Genomic DNA, 18,470 nt, shown 5'->3' with positions numbered 1-18,470 from the left:
GCCCTTGCGAAGGGCGGTGCGCCATGCGACGTCGCACGCATGCGATTCACCCTGCACCGCGGCGTCAGCCTGGCCGTCCTCGCCTCCGCCCGCACGGAGGCCGACCACCACGAGGACCTGGGGTGCAGCATCCAGGGGCCCACCGCGCGCCCGGTGCGCCGCGCGCAGGTGCCGCTGAAGCGCCACATCGCCGCGCTGGGCCGCGAGGGCGCGCTGCACGAGGCGGGCGCGCTCATCCGCTGGCTGGAGGACACGCCCCGCTACGCCGCGCTCTGCCAGGGCACGAAGCGGCGCATGGGCCGCCGCGTGCTGCGCGAGGACGTCCTCTTCCCGGATCCGCTGCGCCACCGCCCGCGCGTGCTGCACCTGCGCCAGGACTCGCTCGGGCTGGACGTGCCGGTGCGCGCGAAGGACTGGCCGGTGGTGGCGGACCTGTTCGCGTCGCTCGCCCGGGGCGCGACGCGCGAGGAGCTGCGCGCGCTGGCCACCGTGCCCGTCGTGGGCGAGCTGCTGGGCGACCTGTCGCAGGCCGGCTGGCTCGTGCGCCACGCGGGGCCGGTGGACGTGCCCGGACCGGGGGCCCTCTTCGTGGGGCACAACACGGTGCTCGTGTCAGGCAGGGAAGGGCGCGTGCTCGTGGACCCGTACTTCCGCCCCACGGGCGAAGTGGACCTGCCCGGCTACGGGGCGCTGCAGGCCGGGGACCTGGGACGGGTGGACGCGGTGGTCATCACGCATTCCCACGGGGACCACTTCCACCTGGGCTCGCTGCTGCCCCTGCCTCGCGACACGCGCATCTTCGTGCCCGCGGTGGCGCGCGAGAGCCTCTTCTCCACGGACTGCGCGCTGCGGCTGAAGCAGCTGGGCTTCACGCGCGTGGAGCCCCTGCGCTGGGGGGAGACGCGGCAGGTGGAGGACGTGACGGTGCACGCGCTGCCCTTCCACGGCGAGCAGCCCACGGATGGAGAGGGCCCGCACCCGGACCTCTACAACGAGGGCAACACGTGGCTCGTGCGCTCGAAGGACTTCTCCGCCGCCTTCTTCGCGGACGCGGGCCATGACGTGCGCGGAGACATGGACGCGGTGTGCCGCCGCGTGCGCAAGCAGCAGGGGCCGGTGGACGTCCTCTTCTGCGGCGTGCGCGGCTTCCGGCTGCCGCCCATCTTCTTCGGCTTCACCACGCTGGATGCGTTCCTCGTCAACGTGCCGCGCGACGCGCTCACCACGCCGCAGCGCCTGATGGCGGGCCCGGAGGAGGCGCTGCGCTACGGAGAGCTCCTGGGCGCGCGCTACGTGGTGCCCTGCGCGGACGGCGGTGCCCCCTGGTACTGGCGCGAGGGCATGGGCCCACGCTACGCCGGCTATCCAGGCGAGCCCGTCGCGGGCGCGAGCAACATGGACGAGAACCCGGACGCGGACCCGTATCCGGAGCGGCTGGCCCAGGTGCGCAAGGCGCAGGGCGAGGGGCCACAGGCGCTCCTCCTGCGGCCGGGCGAGGCCCTGCGCTGGCGGGGGGCTCGGAAGCCGGAGGTGCTGAGCACGCCGGGCTTCGAGTGGCCGTTCGGGAGCTGGCGCGAGGCCGCGCCTCAGCCGCGCAGCGCGTCGCGGGCGGTCCAGAGGCCGCGCAGGTAGAGCGCGCCCAGGGCCATGAGACAGACGACGCCCACCGTGACGTTCCAGTGGATGACGCGGCTGACGTTCCAGCCGTAGACGTCCACGAGGGTGCTGGGGTCGCTCAGGCCCACGCCCTCGATGCGGCCGAAGGGGATGCGGTCCACGTCGGTGCGCGCCGCCCACCATTGCTCGAAGCCGTCCATGAACGCCGCCGCGCCCATGGCAACGAAGCCCCAGCGCAGCTGGTGCCGGTGGAGGTAGTGGCCGCGCGGCACGTAGAACGTGGCCAGCAGCAGCGCGCCCAGCACCATCAGGCCCGCGTCGCCGCCGAAGAAGGTGAGGGCCTTGGCCTGCGCATGCGTCAGCCCGAACGTGCACACGCCCTGCGCGACGAGCAGCCCCGCGCCCACGCCCAGCCACGTCCACCGGCGGCGCTTCCAGCCCTGCCACGCGAGCGCGCCGCAGAGCCCCGCCATCAGGAGGATCATGAACGTCGAGCGGTCCTCCGACACGTGGGTCACCCACAGCGTGGGCGTGGCGCTGAAGCCGCAGAACCACGCGGTGACGGCGTGCCCCACCTCGTGCACCGGCATCGTGAGGAAGACGCGCAGCAGCCCATGGAAGCCCGGTGAACCGACCGCGAGGAAGGCGATGCCGAGCGCGGCCGGCAACACCGCCAGCCGCAAGCGCGCCTCCAGGGCGCCCTCGCTCCCCGTCTCCTCACCGTGGAAGGTGATGCCCTCCGTGGCGGGCTCCGGCGCGGGGCGCGCCGCGACCAGGGGCGGCACGAACGTGGGGGCCGCGTGGGCCTCCAGGGCCTCTCGCAGGGCCTGCCGCTGGTCCTCGGCTTCGCGCCGGGCGGCCTCGCGGGCCTCGTGGTCGCGGGCCTCGGCCTGCCGGGTGGCGGCGCGCACCTCCGCGCGCAGGTAGATGACGCCGCACGCCGGGCACTCGGGCCCGTCCACGCGGGGGGCACCACAGCGGGGACAGGTGGCGGACGGAGGGCTCACGGGGCCGGAACTCTAGGCGCGCCGTGGGCGGGACGAAAACCGCACCGCCGGGACCCCAGGGGCTCCCGGCGGCGGGATGGGGCTCTAGAAGCCGTAGTAGTCGCTGTAGTCCACCCCGAACAGGTCGATGACCAGGGTGCCCCAGGGGCGCACCATGATGATGGTGACCGTCTTGAAGAAGCGCGTGAGGTTGTAGTCGCGGAGGGTCTGCTGCTGGAGGCCCACGTTCATCGGGGAGCCGTAGCGCGCCGCCTGCAGCGGCGCGGGGAAGGTCTCGACGCGCGTCGCCCGCTGCGCGACCGCCTTGCCATCCTTGTCGACGAGGGTGGCGATGGCCTTGTACTTGCCCACCTGGATGTCCTCCGGGTTGGCCCGGACGTTCACGCGGTAGTACCCCGCCGGGACGCCCGCGTCAGGCGAGTCGATGTAGACGAAGGCCACGTCCACGCCCTTGGCGTACTCCGTGTCGGGGACCTTCTCGAAGCCCGCGATGCTCGTCGCGACGATGTTGCCCGTGTCCGACGAGAGGGTGCCGATCTGATCCTCGCTGAGCGCGAGGCCCTGCGCCTTCGCCGCCTCCAGCAGCTGGGTCTTGCTGTCGGCGCAAGCGGTCGCGGTGGTCGTCGCGAACCGGGGCTCGGCCGCGAACGCGGAGCCGGAGAGGAGGAGGGCGGCCACGAGGGAGGAACGCATGAAGCTGGAAGTGATCATGGGGGGACGGGGAGCCAATCTCTTTGAGGGGACTTCGATCACTGACACCACGGGACTTCGACGCCAGGTCGCCCACGCGTTCCGGTAGCCGCGCGTGAGCGGACTCGCGGCCCGCAGTGCAGTGACGGTGCCAATCCCCGGCACGGCCGTGTTCCCTCTGGCGCCAGAGCGGGCGCCCCGGAGGACTCAGGGGTTGGTGGCCCTGGCTGTGACATTCCGGGTTACGGCCAGCGCCGGGCAATGACGTCTCGCGCTACAACGTCGGGCATGGCTGGTGAGCTGGATACCCCCACCCGGGGCAGGACCGCGCGCGGGCGTCTGCGCGCGCTGGACGCGTACCTGTGCCAGTTCGAGGCCGCGCTCCTCACGCGCACGGACGACGCGTGGGACCGCGCCGTCTTCGTGGACGTGGGCTTCGGAGAACACCCGTGGACCACGCTGGAGAGCGCCACCGCCTTCCGCGCGCTGAACCCGGCGCTGTCCGTGGTGGGCGTGGAGCTGGAGCCGGAGCGCGCCACCGCCGCCGCGCGCGCGCATGCGGACGCGCGCACGCACTTCCGCGAGGGCGGCTTCGCGCTCCCCCTGTCCCCGGACGAGCCCGCCCGCCTGGTGCGCGCCATGAACCTCCTGCGCCAGGGGCCGCCGGAGCGCATCCCGGAGGCCCACCTCGCGATGTCGCGCCACGTGCTGCCCGGCGGGCTGCTCGTGGAGGGCTCCTCCGATACGGACGGCGCGGTGCTGGTAGCCCACCTGCTGCGCCGGACCCCGGAGGCCGAAGCCCCCGCGCGTGAGGGGCTCCTGTTCCACACCGACTTCTCCCGAGGCTTCGCGCCGCTGCTCCTGCGCGACTGGTTGCCCCGCGACCTGCGCCGCCGCGTCCGCCCTGGCGAGCCCATGCATGCCTTCTTCCAGGCGTGGGAGGCGGCATGGAAGGCCGCGCGCGCGGAGGGCCACGCCGCGCCCCCGGACGCCTTCGCGGAGTCCGTCGTGCGCCTCGCGCGGATGACCCCGGGGGTCTGCGCCGACGCCTGGCTCCTTGCTCACGGCTTCCTGCGCTGGTGCCCACCCGGCGGCACGCCGACCTGAACGTGGGCCTGAACCCAGACAGCCCCTTGGAGATCCAATCGACAGGGGGGCGGGTCGCAAGCGGCGCTGGAAAAGGTATTCTGTCGGGAATTGGGTTTCCGGCGGCGCCCCGAACCGCCGGAGACAGACGGCTCGACATGAACAGGCACCTTCTGACGCTTCTCGCCGCGGGGCTGATGGCCAGCTCCGCCGTCGCCGGCCCGTCAACCCCGGACCTCGGGGGCGGCCGCCTCGCGCAGCGTCCCCACCGCCCATCCCGTCGTTCCTCCGCGCGTCCGCGCCGCGAGGCCGACCCCGCGAACCTGGAGCATGAGATGCAAGAGGCCGCCTTCTCCGATGAGGCCCCCGCGGCCGCCATCGCGGCCCGCCCCCCCGCGTTGCTGTTCTCCGCCAACTTCTACGGCACCCTGGCCGCCGCCCGCTGTCTGGGCCGCCACGGCGTGGACGTGACGGTGGCGGACACCGGCCGGTTGGGGCCGGCCAGCTACTCGCGCTTCGTCAGCCGCCGCGTGCAGTGCCCGCCGGAGTCGCGGCCGGAGGCCTTCCTCCAGTGGCTGGTGGACTTCGGCCTGCGCGAGCCCGTCAAGCACGTGCTCTACCCGACGAGCGACGAGCTGGCGTGGCTCATCGCCGCGCACCGCTCCAAGCTGGAGGACCTCTTCCACCTCTACGACCCGGGCGTGGACGCGGTGTACGGGCTGCTCAACAAGCGCCGCCTCTACGAGCTGGGCACGGAAGCCGGCCTGCACCTGCCGCGCACCTGGTTCCCCCAGTCGGAGGAGGACCTGGAGCAGGTGCGCCGCGAGGCGAACTTCCCGGTGCTGCTCAAGCCCACCACGCAGATCCTCCACGCCACGCACCGCAAGGGGCAGCCGGTGTCGTCCCCGGACGACCTGGCGCGCGAGTACCGCGAGTTCGCGCGCGACACGTACGCGCCCATGCTCGTGAAGTTCGACCCGGCCGTGGTGAACCCCATGGTGCAGGAGTTCCACCCGGAGGCCGCGGAGGGCATCTACAGCCTCTCCGGCTTCGTGGACGAGTCCGGCGAGCTCTTCGAGGCCCGCGCCGCGATGAAGGTCCTCCAGCGTCCGCGCCGCCTGGGCGTGGGCGTCTGCTTCGAGTCCGCGCCGCTGCGCCCGGACCTCGTCGCGGGGCTCACCCGGCTGTGCAAGAAGCTGGGCTACCACGGCGTCTTCGAGGTGGAGTTCATCCAGACGAAGGACTCGTACCTCCTCATCGACTTCAACCCGCGCTTCTACGGGCAGATGGGCTTCGACATCGCGCGCGGGCTGCCCCTGCCGCTGCTCGCGTACCACGCGGCCACGGGGGACCGGGACGCGCTCACGCGCGCGGTGGAGGACGCGCGCGACGCCGCCGCGGCGCACGAGGACGCGGTGTTCTGCAACCGCATCGCGCTGGAGATGCTGCTCAACCTCCAGCGGCTGTCCGGCGCGCTGCCGGCCGACGAGGCCCGGCAGTGGCGGCAGTGGTTCAACACCCACAAGGAGACGGCGGTGGATCCGCTCATCGACCGGGACGACATGATGCCCGCGGCGGTGGAGCTGGCCACCATCTCCTACGGGGCCGCGCGCCACCCGCGCGCCTTCCTCCGGATGATGGTCCTCAACCGCTGAAGGCCGTCAGCCCGCGGCGCGAGGGGCCGCGGGGACCGGGTCGTCGAACGTCACCAGGTCCTCGTGCGTCTCCGCCCGGCGCAAGAGCCGCACCTTCCCGCCCTCCACGCCCACGATGGCCGGCTGCGGGAAGGAGAAGGACGTGCCGAAGGGCACGAAGTACGCGCCCGCGTCCATGATGGCCAGCGTGTCGCCCACCTTCAGCTCCGGCAGCCGCACCGCGTGGTACAGCGTGTCGCCCGGCGTGCAGATGGGACCCACCACCGTGTACGCGCGGTGCGCGGACGCGGCCGGGCGCTCGACGTGGAAGAGCTGGTGGTACTCGTTGCGCACGCATTCGGCGTGGTTGATGCCCATGTCGAGCACCGCCCACGTCCGCTCGCCGCCCTCCTTGAGCGCGTGCACCCGGCCCAGCAGCAGCTGCGTGTTGCCCGTCATCGCGCGGCCCGGCTCCAGGAAGATGCGCGGACGCTTGCGGCCCTGCTTCGCGTAGTGCGCCTCCACCTGCGACACCACCTTCGCCACGTACCGCTCGATGGAGAGCGCCGCCGCGAAGTCCGGCGCGGGCAGGTCGCGCTGGAAGGTGAGGTTGAGCCGCCAGTCCCGCTGCTCGATGTGCTCCACCGTCGGCGTGCAGAGGCTTCCGCCCAGGTCCAGCACCTCCAGGTCCAGCCCCAGCTCACGGTGCAGCTCATCCGCGAAGTCCAGCACCGAGCCGACGAAGCCCTCCAGCTCGCCCTCCGTGCGGATCAGCTCGCCCCGGTGCGCGTGCAGGCCCACCACGTCCAGCGTGCCCGCGGAGAGCGCCTGCCGGTACGCCGCCAGCGCCTGGCCTCCCGCGATGGGCGTGCCGAACTGCGACGTCCAGCCCGTGGCCGTCGTCACCCGCACGGCCACGCGCGGGCGCTTGCCCAGCTCCGCCGCGTGGCGTGAGAAGACGTCCAGCTCCTCGCGGTGGTTCGCGGCCAGCAGGCCGATGCCCCGGGTGATGGACTCGCGGATGGACGCGTCCGACTTCACCGGGCCGTTGTAGACGATGCGCTCCGGCGCCACGCCCAGCTTGAGCGCGAGCCACAGCTCGTAGGCGGAGATGACCTCCGCGCCCACGCCGCGCGCGTGCAGCGCGGACAGCACGCCCGGCACGGGGTTGGTCTTGTACGAGTAGTACACCTCGCAGCCGCCCGCCGCGCCCGGGGGCACGGCCTGGAACGCGTCCGCGTTGCGGTGCAGCGCCGCCATGTGCACCACGTGCAGCGGCGAGCCGTACTCGCTCGCGAGCCGCGACAGCGACACGCCCTCCAGGAAGAGGCCCTGGCCGGCGCGCGACTCCAGGCTCCAGGTCTCCGGGGGGAGGAAGGCACGCGCGGGGGCCATCGCGCGCTGCACGACGGGCCCCAGGGTCTGCTTCAACTGCCGCTTGGCGGTTCCAACGAGACGACGACGCAGGCTCACGGTGAGGGGCCCTTTCAGGAGACGCCAGGCAGCTTGAGGGGGAGATAGCGCGTGAGGCCGAAGCGGCCCTTCAGCGCGCGCGTGGCCACCTGCAGGAGCCGGTACTCCAGCTCCCCGTGCTCGCGCCGGTACTTGTTGTGGATGATGGCGTTGGACTCCGCCACGGACTTCTCCACCTTCGCGCCCGTCTTGCCCAGGTCGTTCATCAGCGACGGCTTGCCCACGCGGTAGTTGAGGATGGGCCGGTTCACGTAGACGTGGCCGTAGCGGCGGATGCCGCGCATGTAGAAGTCCACGTCCTCGTAGACGGGGATGTTGGGGTCGAACCCGCCCAGCGGCTGGAAGTACTCGCGGCGCACCATGCACGCGGAGTTCACGTACAGCGTGCCCAGGAACAGGATGTGCGCCACCGTCCACGCGCTGTTGGGCGTGGTGGCCCCCACCTTCGCGACCCGCTCGAAGTAGCTGCTCTTGTCCTCCAGCCACTCCGGGTCCTCGCTGAAGGGCACCACCCAGCCCACCGCCACGCCCGCGTCCGGGCGCGCGTCCAGCGCCGTCACCATCGCCTTGAGCGCGCCTTCGGCGAGCGTGTCGTCGTCGTCCAGGAAGTGCAGGTAGCGGCCCTTCGCCAGCGTGGCGCCGTGGTTGCGCACCAGCGCGGGGCGCCCCTTCGACGGCACCTCCTGCTGGATGTAGCGCACGCGCGAGTCGCCAAGGCCCTGCACCGCGTCGCGCGCCGTGCCCTCCGCCGAGTCGTCCAGGACGAGCACCTCCACCTGGACGCCTTCTTGACGCAGCGCGGAGTGGATGGCCTCCACCACCTCCTTCTCGCGCTTGTAGGTGGGCATCACGACCGAGACGTCGATTGAGGACATAGGCCGGCGTTTATACCGGGGGCGCCCCACGACTGAGAAGCCAGCCGGGCCTCCCCGCCCGCGAGGCATTCCACCACCCCGGGGGGCATCTCATCCGCCCCTGTGTCCGGGGCTACCCGCCTGCTGTCCGGGCAAGCGAACGCGGCGGGCCCTCTCGCGATTTCTCGGAAGTTTCTACGGCCCCTTCAGGGGCGCGGACCGGCAATATCTGCAGGCGGACCGGCAAGACTTGCAGTCGGATCGCGACAGATTTGCCGCACCGTGGCCGCCTGCCCACGGCCTTTCAGAAGCTGGCGATGGCGAAGTCGAACGCGTCCAGGTCGTCCACGACGTCGGCCTCGGCGGCCTGGAGCGAGGCGTCATCCTCCTCGACGAACGCGTCGCTCCAGAGGGGACCGTCGGCCTCCTCCGGTTCCAGCGGCAGCCATCCAGGATGCAGTTCCTCGCGGGCCATGTGCGTCCATCCTCTTCCGCAAGCGGTTCGGCTACACCCCGAGGCTTGCAGCCGTTGTGCCACCTGTTGGTACGAAACGGCCCACGCAGCCGGGTCGTTTCCGACGGAGGGTGGGTCGCCAGCCGGGCAGGCATGGCTTGACGCGCGAGCCCGGGGCCGACAGGAAGGGAACACCGATGGCCGTCCTGCTGGCACATGAAGTCGAACCCCCGCGCCCGTGCAGCTACCTGCCGGACCGGGAGGCGTCCCTGGAGACGTTGCTGATGCGCAACGTCACGGCGCAGGAGTACGAGCACCTGCTCGTGCGCGGCTGGCGCCGGTTCGGACCGCAGTACTTCCGGCCCGCGTGCGCGGCGTGCAACGAGTGCGTGTCCCTGCGCGTGCCGGTGGCGGGCTTCACGCCCAACCGCAGCCAGCGCCGGGCCCGCGCCGCGTGCGCGCACCTGCGCGTGGAGGTGGGCCCGCCGCGCGTGGACGAGGAGCGTCTGGCCCTGTACCGCGCGTGGCACGCGGAGCGGGAGGCGTCGCGCGAGTGGGAGGCGTCCGAGCTGGGCGCGCGGGAGTACTCGCTCCAGTTCGCCTTCCCGCACCCGTCCGCGCGCGAGGTGGCCTGGTACGACGACAGCGACCCGGCGGGCCCGAAGCTGGTGGGGCTGGGCCTGTGCGACGAGACGCCGCACGCGTGGAGCGCGGTGTACTTCTTCTACGACCCCGCCTACGCGCGGCTGTCGCTGGGCAAGGCGAGCGTGCTGTTCCAGGTGGAGCTGGCGCGCGAGCGGGGCATCCCCTACGTGTACCTGGGCTACCGCGTGCTCGCGTGCGACTCGCTGCGCTACAAGGCCGGCTTCCGTCCGCACGAGCTGCTGGAGGGCCGCCCCGCGCTGGACGCGCCGCCGGAGTGGCGCGCCGCGCCCGACGCGCCAGCGCCTGACGCGCCAGCGCCCGTGGGGCCGGAGGCGGTCAGGAGCCGCTGAGCAGCGCCGCGTCGAAGAAGGCGCGCAGGCGGTGCGCGTACTCCTCCGGGGCCTTCTTCGCGTACTCGCCGTGGTGCGCGCCGGGCACCACCCAGTAGGACTTGGGTTCGCACGCGGCCTGGAACAGCGCGTCCTGGAGGAACGCGGGTGCGTACGCGTCGACGTCGCCGTTGATCAGCAGCAGCGGCCGGCCCTTCAAGTCACACAGGCGCTTCATGGGGTCCACCGCGTCCACGTCCACGCCGGACAGGCGCATCGTCCAGAGCACCGGCTGGGAGCTCAGCGGCCCCCACTTGCCGTAGCTGTAGCGCGTGTCCGCCTCCAGCGACGGGTACGCGCCCGCGGCGGCCACCGCCTTGAGGCGGTCATCCTCCAGCGCCTCCAGCATCGCGGTGGTGCCGCCCATGGAGAAGCCCAGCACGCCCAGGCGTGAGGGGTCCACGTCGTCGCGGTGTGAGACGAAGTCCACCGCCGCGCGCAGGTCCTCGCGCTCGCGGTCGCCCCACGTCACCAGGTCGCCCTCGCTCTCGCCGTGGCCGCGCGAGTCGAAGAGCAGCACGCCGTAGCCCGCGCGGGAGAGCACCTCCGCCTCGAAGAGCATCTGCGTGCGGTTCTCAGCGAAGCCGTGCATCACCACCACCGCCGCGTGGTTGCGCGAGGGCAGGTACCAGCCGCGCAGCGTCAGCCCGTCACGCGTGCGCAGCGCCACGTTCGTGCGCTCCGCGAGCGCGCCTTCCGCCACGGGCTTCAGCGGCTGGCGCGCGGGGTGCAAGACGGCGCGGGCGGTGCGGACGTTGCGGTACGCGATGACGGCCACCACCGCGAGCACGCCCACGAGGGCGAGCGCGATGAGGCGGGCGGGGCGGGGATGGTTGGGTTTCTTCACGAGGATGGATTGTGAGCCTATACCCGGAGTCCAGTGCACGGCAGGAGGCCCCGGGCTCGTTGAGCCCCCAAGCAGTGGGGCCCGAGCCCTGCCTCGCCAGGCGCACATGGGGGTGCCCTGGCTGGAGGTGCCGAGATGACGCCTGAGGTCTCCGTGGTGGTGCCCACCTTCCGCCGTCCGGCGCTCGTGGTGGAGGCCGTGAAGAGCGCGCTGTCCCAGGCGGACGAGGGCGTGCGCGTGGAGGTGCTGGTGCTGGACGACAGTCCGGAGGGCTCCGCGCGGGAGCCCGTCCTGGCGCTCGGGGACGCGCGCGTGCGCTACGTGAAGCGCGACGTGCCCACCGGCGGCAACCCCGCCACGGTGCGCAACGAGGGCTGGCCGCTCACCACCGGCCGCTACCTGCACTTCCTGGACGACGACGACCGCGCGGCGCCGGGGGCCTACCGGGCGCTGATGCAGGCGCTCGACGCGCATCCGGACCGGGGGGTGGCCTTTGGCCGCGTGGCGCCCTTTGGAGAGGACGCCGGGGTGCTGGCCCGTCAGACGGCCTACTTCGAGGACGCGGCGCGCCGGGCGCGCGTGGCGCAGCGCCTGGGGTCGCGGCGCTGGATGGTGGCGAACATGCTGTTCCGCCCCACGGTGCTGGTGAACTCCGCGTGCCTCATCCGCCGGGAGCTGCTGCCGCGCGTCGGCGGCTACGACACGCGGCTGCCGCTGGTGGAGGACGTGGACTTCTACCTGCGCGCCATCCGCCGCGCGGGCGCGGTGTTCCTGGACCGCGTGGTGCTGGAGTACCGCACCGGCGCGCCGTCGCTGATGCACAACGAGCGCGACGCCAGCAAGGCGGCGAGCGCGTACCGGCTCATCCACGAACGCTACCGGCGGGAGTGGGGCGCGGCGGAGCACACCGCGCTGAAGCTCGCCACCCGCACCGTCCTGCGGTGGCTCTGATGCGCCTCACCGTCGAACAGGTGGACACGGTGGAGGGGCTCCACGCGCTGGGCCCGGAGTGGCGGGCGCTGGCGGCGCGGGTGGGGCAGGGGCTGCCCTTCGCCACCTGGGAGTGGAACGTCACCTGGTGGCGCCACTTCCAGGAGCGGCGCCGCAGCGTGCGCGACCACCTCCGCGTGCTCGCGCTGCGGAGCGCGGATGGAGCCTTGCGCGCCGTGGCGCCGCTCATTCTCACGGAGCGCCCGGGCTCCGGGCCCGTGCGCTTCCGCGTGCTCCAGCTCCTGGGCGCGGACCCCAACGTCACGGAGCTGCGCGGGCTCATCTGCGCGCCGGAGCTGGAGGCCCCCGCCTTCGCGGCCGTCACGCGCCACCTGCGCGCGCACGCGTCGGAGTGGGATTGGATCCTCTGGAGCGGGCTGGACCTGCAGGGTCCCGCGGCGGGGGAGCTGTCCCGGATGTCGCCGCTCACGCCGCTGCACGAGGTGCCCGCGTACGTGCTGCAGCTCGCGCCCACGTGGGAGGCGTTCAAGGCGGGCCGCTCGCGCAACATCAAGGAGTCGCTGCGCAAGTGCTACAACTCGCTCAAGCGCGACGGGCTCTCCTTCACCTTCCAGGTCGCGCGCACGCCGGAGGAGGTCGCCCCGGCGCTCACCAGGTTCTTCCAGCTTCACCAGGCCCGCGCGCAGGCGCAGGACGCGGGCGTGCGTCACCGCGACGTGTTCAGCTCGGCGCAGGCCCGGGACTTCCTGACGGCCCTGTGCCAGGAGCTCGCCCGGCAGGACGCCGTGCGGGTGTTTCAACTGTGTATCGGCGGGGCGGTGGTCGCCACCCGCGTGGGCTTCGTGCTGGGCGACACGCTGTATCTCTACTACTCCGGCTATCTGCCCCGCTGGAGCGACTACAGCGTGATGACCACCACCGTGGCGGAGGCCCTCCAGTACGCCATCGCCCAGGGGCTCAAGTTCGCCCACCTGTCGTCCGGGAGGGATGTTTCAAAGCTGCGCTGGGGCCCCCGGGAGATCCACCGGCACGACGCCGTTCAACTGTCTCCTGAGTGGCGGGGCCGCGTGGCCTTCGCTACCTATCGCAAGGTGCGTGAGCTATTGAGCAACGAGCAACTCCAAGGGTGGGCCCGTCGGACGCTCGCGCGCCGGGCGGGAGGTTGAAAATCGTCTCTTACCGGGAATCCCAGACATTGGAACTGCAGGCGCGAGACATGGCGGTCCCGGCACCCGGGCGGAAGCGTGTGTTGTTCACGCTCGTGTTCATGGGGACGGGGGGCATCGAGCGCTCGGTGTGCAACGTGCTGGCGGGCCTGGACCGGGAGCGGTTCGATCCCTCGCTGTTCTTCCACCACGGGCCGCCGCCGCCGGACACGCGCGGGCGCATCCCGGCGGACGTGCCCATCTCCTGGGGCGTGGGCGTGGAGGCCTACCGGCGCTGGGAGCTGCCGCGGATGCTGTGGCGGCTGTTCCACGAGGCGCGCAAGGCGGACATCATCGTCTCCGGGCAGGAGGGAAGGGCGGCCCTGCTGGCGCGGATGGCGGGGGCCCTCCTGGGCAAGCCCGTGTTGGGGATGGTGCACTTCGACTGGGGGGCGTTCCACCGGGAACAGCCGCGCCGTCAGCTCTGGGGCCTGAAGGTGCTCTACCCGGGCATGGACCGCATCGTGGCGTGCGGCTACGACTCCGCGAAGGCGTTCGCGGAGCTGGTGAACGTGGACCGCGAGCGGCTGGAGGTCATCCCCAACTTCGTGGACGCCGAGCGGATCCGCGCCGCGGCGGACGCCCCCCTGCCCGCGTGGGCGGAGCCGGTGTTCCAGAAGCCCGTGATCATCGCGGTGGGCCGGCTGGAGCCGCAGAAGTCCTTCGACATGCTCATCCGCGCGCACGCCCGGATGCGGGCCGCCGGGACGGACACCCACCTGCTCGTCCTGGGGGTGGGGTCGCTGGAGGCGGAGCTGAAGGCGCTGGTGGCGGAACTGGGGGTGGAGGCTTCCGTGTTCATGCCAGGCTACGCGGACAACCCGCACGCGCTGATGCGGCGGGCCACGGCGTTCGCCCTGTCCTCGCGCTTCGAGGGCCTGCCCATGGTGCTGCTGGAGGCGCTCGCGCTGGGCTGCCCCATCGTCAGCACGGACTGTCCCTCTGGCCCCGCCGAGGCCCTGGACGGGGGGCGGGCGGGGGTGCTGGTCCCCATGGGGGACGACGCGGCCATGGCCCAGGCCCTGTCCCGCGTGGTGGAGGACGCCGGGTGGCGCGACGGGCTGCGCCAGCGGGCCCTGGACCGGGCGGACGAGTTGTCCGCCGAGCGGGCGCTCAAGGCCTGGGAGTCGCTGCTGGCGGAGGTCTGAACCCGGGGCCGGGTCAGGAAAACCTTGCTCCCCTGGTCCCGCTTCAAGAGGATTCGCACCCATCATGACGACGACGAACGAGACGCAGGGCCTCAACTTCCTCCAGGAAGTCGTTGAGGAAGACCGGCGGGCGGGAAAGCACGGCGGACGCGTGCACACCCGCTTCCCGCCCGAGCCCAACGGCTACCTCCACATCGGCCACGCCAAGTCCATCGTGCTGAACTTCGGGCTGGCGCAGCAGTATGGCGGCAAGTGCAACCTGCGGCTCGACGACACCAACCCGCTCACCGAGGACACGGACTACGTGGAGTCCATCCAGCGCGACGTGCGCTGGCTCGGGTTCGACTGGGACGACCGGCGCTTCTTCGCGTCCGACTACTTCGACCGGCTCTACGCCTTCGCGGAGCAGCTGATTTCGCAGGGCCAGGCCTACGTGTGCAGCCTGTCGCCGGAGGAGATCTCCCAGTACCGCGGCAACTTCACCACGCCGGGCAAGGACAGCCCGTACCGCACGCGCACGGTGGAGGAGAACCTGGACCTGTTCCGCCGGATGAAGGCGGGCGAGTTCCCGGACGGCAAGCACACGCTGCGCGCGAAGATCGACATGACGTCGTCGAACCCCGTGCTGCGCGACCCGCCCATCTACCGCATCCGGCACGCGCACCACCACCGCACGGGCGACACGTGGTGCATCTACCCGCTCTACGACTTCGCGCACTGCCTGTCGGACGCCATCGAGGGCATCACGCACTCCGTCTGTACGCTGGAGTTCGAGAACCGGCGCGTGCTGTACGACTGGATCGTCGACGCGCTGATCAAGGGTGACCGGCCCTACCAGTACGAGTTCGCGCGGCTGAACCTCACCTACGCGGTGATGAGCAAGCGCAAGCTGCTCCAGCTGGTGCAGGAGAAGCGCGTCTCCGGCTGGGATGATCCGCGCATGCTGACCATCAGCGGCCTGCGCCGCCGGGGCTACACGCCGGCATCGCTGCGCGACTTCGCCAAGCGCATCGGCGTGAGCAAGTCCGACAGCCTCATCGACATGGGCGTGCTGGAGCTGTCCATCCGGGACGACCTCAACGAGACGGCGCCGCGCGCCATGGCCGTCCTGCGTCCGCTCAAGGTGGTGCTGGAGAACTACCCCGAGGGCCAGACGGAGGAGCTGGAGACGGCGAACCACCCGAAGCGCGAGGACATGGGCACGCGCAAGGTGCCGTTCATGCGCGAGCTCTACATCGAGGCGGACGACTTCCAGGAGGTGCCGGAGAAGGGCTTCTTCCGCCTGGCGCCGGGCAAGGAGGTGCGCCTGCGCTCCGCGTACTTCATCAAGTGCGAGAAGGTCATCAAGGACGCCGCGGGCAACATCACGGAGCTGCGCTGCACCTACGACCCAGCGACGCGCGGTGGCGACTCGCCGGATGGCCGCAAGGTGAAGGGCACGCTGCACTGGGTGCCGGGCAACGCGCCCGTGGCGCAGGTGCGGCTGTTCGACCGGCTCTTCTCCGTGGAGCAGCCGGACAAGGACGAGGCGAAGGACTTCAAGGAGTTCCTCAACCCGAACAGCCTGGAGACCCTCACCGGCGCGCGCGTGGAGCCGGGCCTGGCGGAGGCGAAGCCGGGCGACCGCTTCCAGTTCGAGCGCCTGGGGTACTTCTGCGCGGACGCGGTGGACTCCAAGCCGGGCGCGCCCGTCTTCAACCGCACGGTGACGCTGAAGGACTCGTGGGTGAAGGAGCAGAAGAAGTAGGGCGCGTCCTTCGCTCAGGAACGGGGCGGCGTCTCACGGGTCATCTCCACCATGGTGGGACGCCAGCCCAGCCGTTCGAACAGGCGCCGCGCGGCTTCGTTCTTCGCGGCGGTGCTGAGGACGACGCGCGGCGCGCCCATCTCCGTGAGCCGCTGCACCATGGCCTCCGCGAGCAGCCGGCCGGTGCCGGTGCCGCGCGCCGTCGCCTCCACCCAGATGTCGTGCAGGGCGCCGTGCTTGTCGAGGAGCATGTTCCAGTCCACGCCCTCCAACCGGCCGTAGCAGTAGCCCACGACCTCGCCGTCCAGCTCCGCCACCAGCACCACGGCCTCCTGCGGACGGCGCGCCTCCTTGCCCAGCCACCAGCGGTAGCCGGACTCCACGTCGTCCGGGACCATGAAGCGCTGGGCGTCGAAGCCATGGTGCTGACGCGCGAGCGCCGCGCCCATGCGGCCCAGCGCGGGCGCGTCCGAGTCCTTCGCGGGGCGGATGGTGACGGGCATGCGTTCTCCAGGAAGCGGGTGTCCGCCCCAGGATGGGCACCCCAGGCCGCGCCTGTCGAAGTCTTCCCGCTGGAAGTGCTCAGCCCGTCACTTGAAGGGGCGGCCCGGCGTTGCCTACCGGGCCTTCGCGCGCATCGGCGGGGCGGCGCGCTTGCTGTCGCGCAGGCTGGTGCGGGCCAGCTCCACCAGGCCCCAGGCGGCCACCAGCGCGAACACCGCGCCGCCCAGCGTCACCAGGTAGTTCACGACGCCCGTGTCGCCGCACTGGAGGCACGCCACGGAGGGGTCCTCCGGCTCGTAGTGCAGCGTCACCGGCGAGCCCGCCGCGTAGTGGCGCGACACGGCCTGCGCGTCCGCGAGCCCGCCGGAGCCGTGGCCGTCGAAGGCCACCGTGTCGGAGGTGTACGGGACGCCGTTCACCTCGTAGCGGTAGCTCACCTCCGGGCGGAAGCTCACCGCGCGCTTGCTGCGCAGCGTCTCCACGCGGGAGGTCAGCACGGTGCCCTGAGCGGTGGGCCAGTCCTTGCTCGCCTTGGAGCGGTACACCATCCGCCCGCCCGCGAACGCCAGCGCCACGCCAATGCCCAGCAGGGCCAGTCCCATCAGCCACTTCATCATCGTTCGAGTCCTTGCTTGCACCCCGCCGTGCTGCCCGGGGGAGGAAGACGAATCCCCCCGGGATTGCAGCCACCGGGCCAGGGCTTCCGCCCTGGACGGTGGGGCGTTCGCGGCGGGGCAGATTTCCCCACGAGGGGCAATTCGCCCCAGTAGACTCGGGGGCCTCCATGTCCGCACTCGCCCAAGAGCTCGAAGTGGCCCGGCGCATCGCGCGCCAGGCTGGTGACATCCTCCTGCAGGTCTACGCCACGGACTTCTCCGTCACGGACAAGGCGGGCGGCGCCGGGCCCGTCACGGTGGCGGACGAGCGCGCCAACGCCTTCATCGTGGGCGAGCTGCGCAAGGCCTTCCCGGCCGACGGCGTGGTGGCGGAGGAGAAGGAGGACGTCTCCGACGCGAAGCGCTTCAGCCGCTGCTGGTTCGTGGATCCGCTCGACGGCACGCAGGAGTTCGTCAACCGCAACGGCGAGTTCGCCATCCACATCGGCCTCGCGGTGGAGGGCCGGGCGGCGCTGGGCGTCGTCTACCGCGCGGTGGGCGACGTCCTGTACTCCGGCGTCGTGGGCGAGCAGGGCTACGTGGAGGACCCCCAGGGCCGCCGCGCGCTGCGCGTGTCGGACGTGGCGGACCCCGCGCAGCTGCGGCTGGTGGTGTCGCGCTCGCACCGCTCCAAGACGACGGACGCGGTGGTGCAGCGGCTGGGCATCACGAAGGAGACGGAGTCCGGTTCGGTGGGGCTCAAGTGCGGCCTGCTGGCGGAGGCCCGCTGCGACCTCTACGTGCACGTGAGCGACAAGAGCTACCGCTGGGACAACTGCGCGCCGGAGGCCGTCATCCGCTCCGCGGGCGGCGTGCTCACGGACCTCGCGGGCAACGCGTACCTGTACGACGGCTCCGAGCTCCAGAACCGCCGGGGCCTGCTCGCGTGCAACGCCGCCGCCTTCGACAAGGTGCTGCCCGTCGCCTCGCAGGTGGCCCGCGAGTCCGGCCTGCTGAAGTAGTCAGCGGGCCTCCACCGCGCGGCGCAGCTCGCCGTACAGCCGCGCGAGGTCCGGCAGCTGGTAGCTGGCGTTGAGCCCGCTGGGATTGGGCAGCACCCACAGCCGGGTGTCGCCCAGCGTCTCCTCCTGGAGGCCGAACCTCGCCTTCGGCCGCGCGAAGGCGGTGCGGTACGCGCCCAGGCCCAGCACCGCGAGGTACCTCGGGCGGTAGCGCTTCACCTTGCGGGCGAGCGACTTCGCCCCTTCCGCGTACTCCTCCGCGTCCAGCATGTCCGCGCTCGCCGTGGCCCGGTCCACCACGTTGGTGATGCCCAGGCCCAGGCCCAGCAGCTCCTCCTGCTCGGAGGGTTGCAGGCGGCGCGGCGTGAAGCCCGACGCGTGCAGCGACGGCCAGAAGCGATTGCCCGGCCGCGCGAAGTGCACCCCCACCACCGCGGAGTAGAGGCTGGGGTTGATGCCGCAGAAGAGCACCCGCAGGCCCGGGGCCAGCAGGTCCTTCATGGTGCGGCCGGTGGCGGCGAACAGCTCGTCCTTCGTGGGGCGGTGGAGCTTCATGGAGTGGGAGACCTGGCCCGGAACCTAGCGGGTGGGATGCCGCGTC

Annotated in this window: 18 protein-coding genes; 9 read left to right on the top strand and 9 right to left on the bottom strand. The window is 72.0% G+C overall.

Features of this window, described 5'->3' with window-relative positions; genetic code table 11:
• Window positions 1-39: 39 nt before the first annotated feature.
• Window positions 40-1,632, top strand: a complete 1,593-nt coding sequence (locus tag AABA78_RS03600; RefSeq protein WP_338261627.1) for an MBL fold metallo-hydrolase — start codon at window positions 40-42, stop codon at window positions 1,630-1,632.
• On the opposite strand, the gene AABA78_RS03595 is transcribed toward AABA78_RS03600, so the two are convergent.
• On the bottom strand, window positions 1,587-2,624 hold the full coding sequence (locus tag AABA78_RS03595) for a hypothetical protein (RefSeq protein WP_171413511.1): 1,038 nt from the start codon (window positions 2,622-2,624) through the stop codon (window positions 1,587-1,589). The genes AABA78_RS03600 and AABA78_RS03595 overlap by 46 nt on opposite strands.
• An 84-nt stretch (window positions 2,625-2,708) precedes the next feature.
• On the bottom strand, window positions 2,709-3,317 hold the full coding sequence (locus AABA78_RS03590; protein ID WP_338261626.1) for a hypothetical protein: 609 nt from the start codon (window positions 3,315-3,317) through the stop codon (window positions 2,709-2,711).
• Window positions 3,318-3,602: 285 nt separating this feature from the next.
• Here AABA78_RS03590 and AABA78_RS03585 point away from each other — a divergent pair, with 285 nt between their 5' ends.
• Window positions 3,603-4,421: a methylase gene (locus AABA78_RS03585; protein ID WP_338261625.1), complete on the top strand. Its 819-nt coding sequence runs from the start codon at window positions 3,603-3,605 to the stop codon at window positions 4,419-4,421.
• A gap of 314 nt (window positions 4,422-4,735) precedes the next feature.
• A complete protein-coding gene (locus AABA78_RS03580) occupies window positions 4,736-6,055 on the top strand; it encodes a carboxylate--amine ligase (protein ID WP_338262370.1) in 1,320 nt (439 codons plus the stop codon).
• Window positions 6,056-6,061: 6 nt separating this feature from the next.
• Here the strand turns inward: AABA78_RS03580 and AABA78_RS03575 are convergent, their stop codons facing one another.
• The 3 genes from AABA78_RS03575 to AABA78_RS03565 form a co-directional block, all read right to left on the bottom strand.
• A complete protein-coding gene (locus tag AABA78_RS03575) occupies window positions 6,062-7,507 on the bottom strand; it encodes a type III PLP-dependent enzyme domain-containing protein (RefSeq protein ID WP_171413507.1) in 1,446 nt (481 codons plus the stop codon).
• A gap of 14 nt (window positions 7,508-7,521) precedes the next feature.
• A complete protein-coding gene (locus AABA78_RS03570; RefSeq protein ID WP_338261624.1) occupies window positions 7,522-8,382 on the bottom strand; it encodes a glycosyltransferase family 2 protein in 861 nt (286 codons plus the stop codon).
• Between the two features lie 283 nt (window positions 8,383-8,665).
• A complete protein-coding gene (locus AABA78_RS03565) occupies window positions 8,666-8,836 on the bottom strand; it encodes a hypothetical protein (protein WP_338261623.1) in 171 nt (56 codons plus the stop codon).
• Window positions 8,837-9,012: 176 nt separating this feature from the next.
• Between AABA78_RS03565 and AABA78_RS03560 the strand changes: the two genes are divergently transcribed.
• The gene (locus AABA78_RS03560; protein ID WP_338261622.1) at window positions 9,013-9,810 is read left to right on the top strand and encodes an arginyltransferase; all 798 of its coding nucleotides are present in this window, start codon (window positions 9,013-9,015) and stop codon (window positions 9,808-9,810) included.
• On the opposite strand, the gene AABA78_RS03555 is transcribed toward AABA78_RS03560, so the two are convergent.
• Window positions 9,797-10,696: an alpha/beta hydrolase gene (locus AABA78_RS03555; RefSeq protein WP_338261621.1), complete on the bottom strand. Its 900-nt coding sequence runs from the start codon at window positions 10,694-10,696 to the stop codon at window positions 9,797-9,799. The genes AABA78_RS03560 and AABA78_RS03555 overlap by 14 nt on opposite strands.
• A 135-nt stretch (window positions 10,697-10,831) precedes the next feature.
• Between AABA78_RS03555 and AABA78_RS03550 the strand changes: the two genes are divergently transcribed.
• The 4 genes from AABA78_RS03550 to AABA78_RS03535 all read left to right on the top strand — a co-directional run bounded on the left by AABA78_RS03550 (window position 10,832) and on the right by AABA78_RS03535 (window position 15,747).
• Window positions 10,832-11,647 carry a glycosyltransferase family 2 protein gene (locus AABA78_RS03550; protein ID WP_338261620.1) on the top strand — a complete coding sequence of 272 codons (816 nt, stop codon included), beginning with the start codon at window positions 10,832-10,834 and terminating at the stop codon, window positions 11,645-11,647.
• Window positions 11,647-12,813, top strand: a complete 1,167-nt coding sequence (locus tag AABA78_RS03545) for a GNAT family N-acetyltransferase (protein WP_338261619.1) — start codon at window positions 11,647-11,649, stop codon at window positions 12,811-12,813. Before AABA78_RS03550 ends, AABA78_RS03545 begins: the two co-directional genes overlap by 1 nt.
• An 80-nt stretch (window positions 12,814-12,893) precedes the next feature.
• Window positions 12,894-14,000, top strand: coding sequence for a glycosyltransferase (locus AABA78_RS03540; RefSeq protein WP_338262369.1), 1,107 nt, complete (start codon window positions 12,894-12,896; stop codon window positions 13,998-14,000).
• A 64-nt stretch (window positions 14,001-14,064) separates the two neighbouring features.
• Window positions 14,065-15,747, top strand: a complete 1,683-nt coding sequence (locus AABA78_RS03535; protein ID WP_338261618.1) for a glutamine--tRNA ligase/YqeY domain fusion protein — start codon at window positions 14,065-14,067, stop codon at window positions 15,745-15,747.
• A 14-nt stretch (window positions 15,748-15,761) separates the two neighbouring features.
• Here AABA78_RS03535 and AABA78_RS03530 read toward each other — a convergent pair whose 3' ends face one another.
• Entirely contained in the window at window positions 15,762-16,250 is a 489-nt protein-coding gene (locus AABA78_RS03530; protein WP_171412491.1) for a GNAT family N-acetyltransferase, read from the bottom strand.
• A 114-nt stretch (window positions 16,251-16,364) separates the two neighbouring features.
• Window positions 16,365-16,868: a DUF3592 domain-containing protein gene (locus AABA78_RS03525; RefSeq protein ID WP_338261617.1), complete on the bottom strand. Its 504-nt coding sequence runs from the start codon at window positions 16,866-16,868 to the stop codon at window positions 16,365-16,367.
• Window positions 16,869-17,035: 167 nt separating this feature from the next.
• Between AABA78_RS03525 and AABA78_RS03520 the strand changes: the two genes are divergently transcribed.
• A complete protein-coding gene (locus AABA78_RS03520) occupies window positions 17,036-17,869 on the top strand; it encodes a 3'(2'),5'-bisphosphate nucleotidase CysQ family protein (protein ID WP_171412489.1) in 834 nt (277 codons plus the stop codon).
• Here AABA78_RS03520 and mug read toward each other — a convergent pair whose 3' ends face one another.
• A complete protein-coding gene (gene mug / locus AABA78_RS03515; protein ID WP_370469445.1) occupies window positions 17,870-18,370 on the bottom strand; it encodes a G/U mismatch-specific DNA glycosylase in 501 nt (166 codons plus the stop codon).
• Between the last annotated feature and the right edge of the window lie 100 nt (window positions 18,371-18,470).

It is taken from the genome of Corallococcus caeni (genome assembly GCF_036245865.1).
GTDB classification, from domain to species: domain Bacteria; phylum Myxococcota; class Myxococcia; order Myxococcales; family Myxococcaceae; genus Corallococcus; species Corallococcus caeni.
Note: the sequence above shows the minus strand (reverse complement) of the source record. Positions and strands in the feature narration are given on the sequence as shown.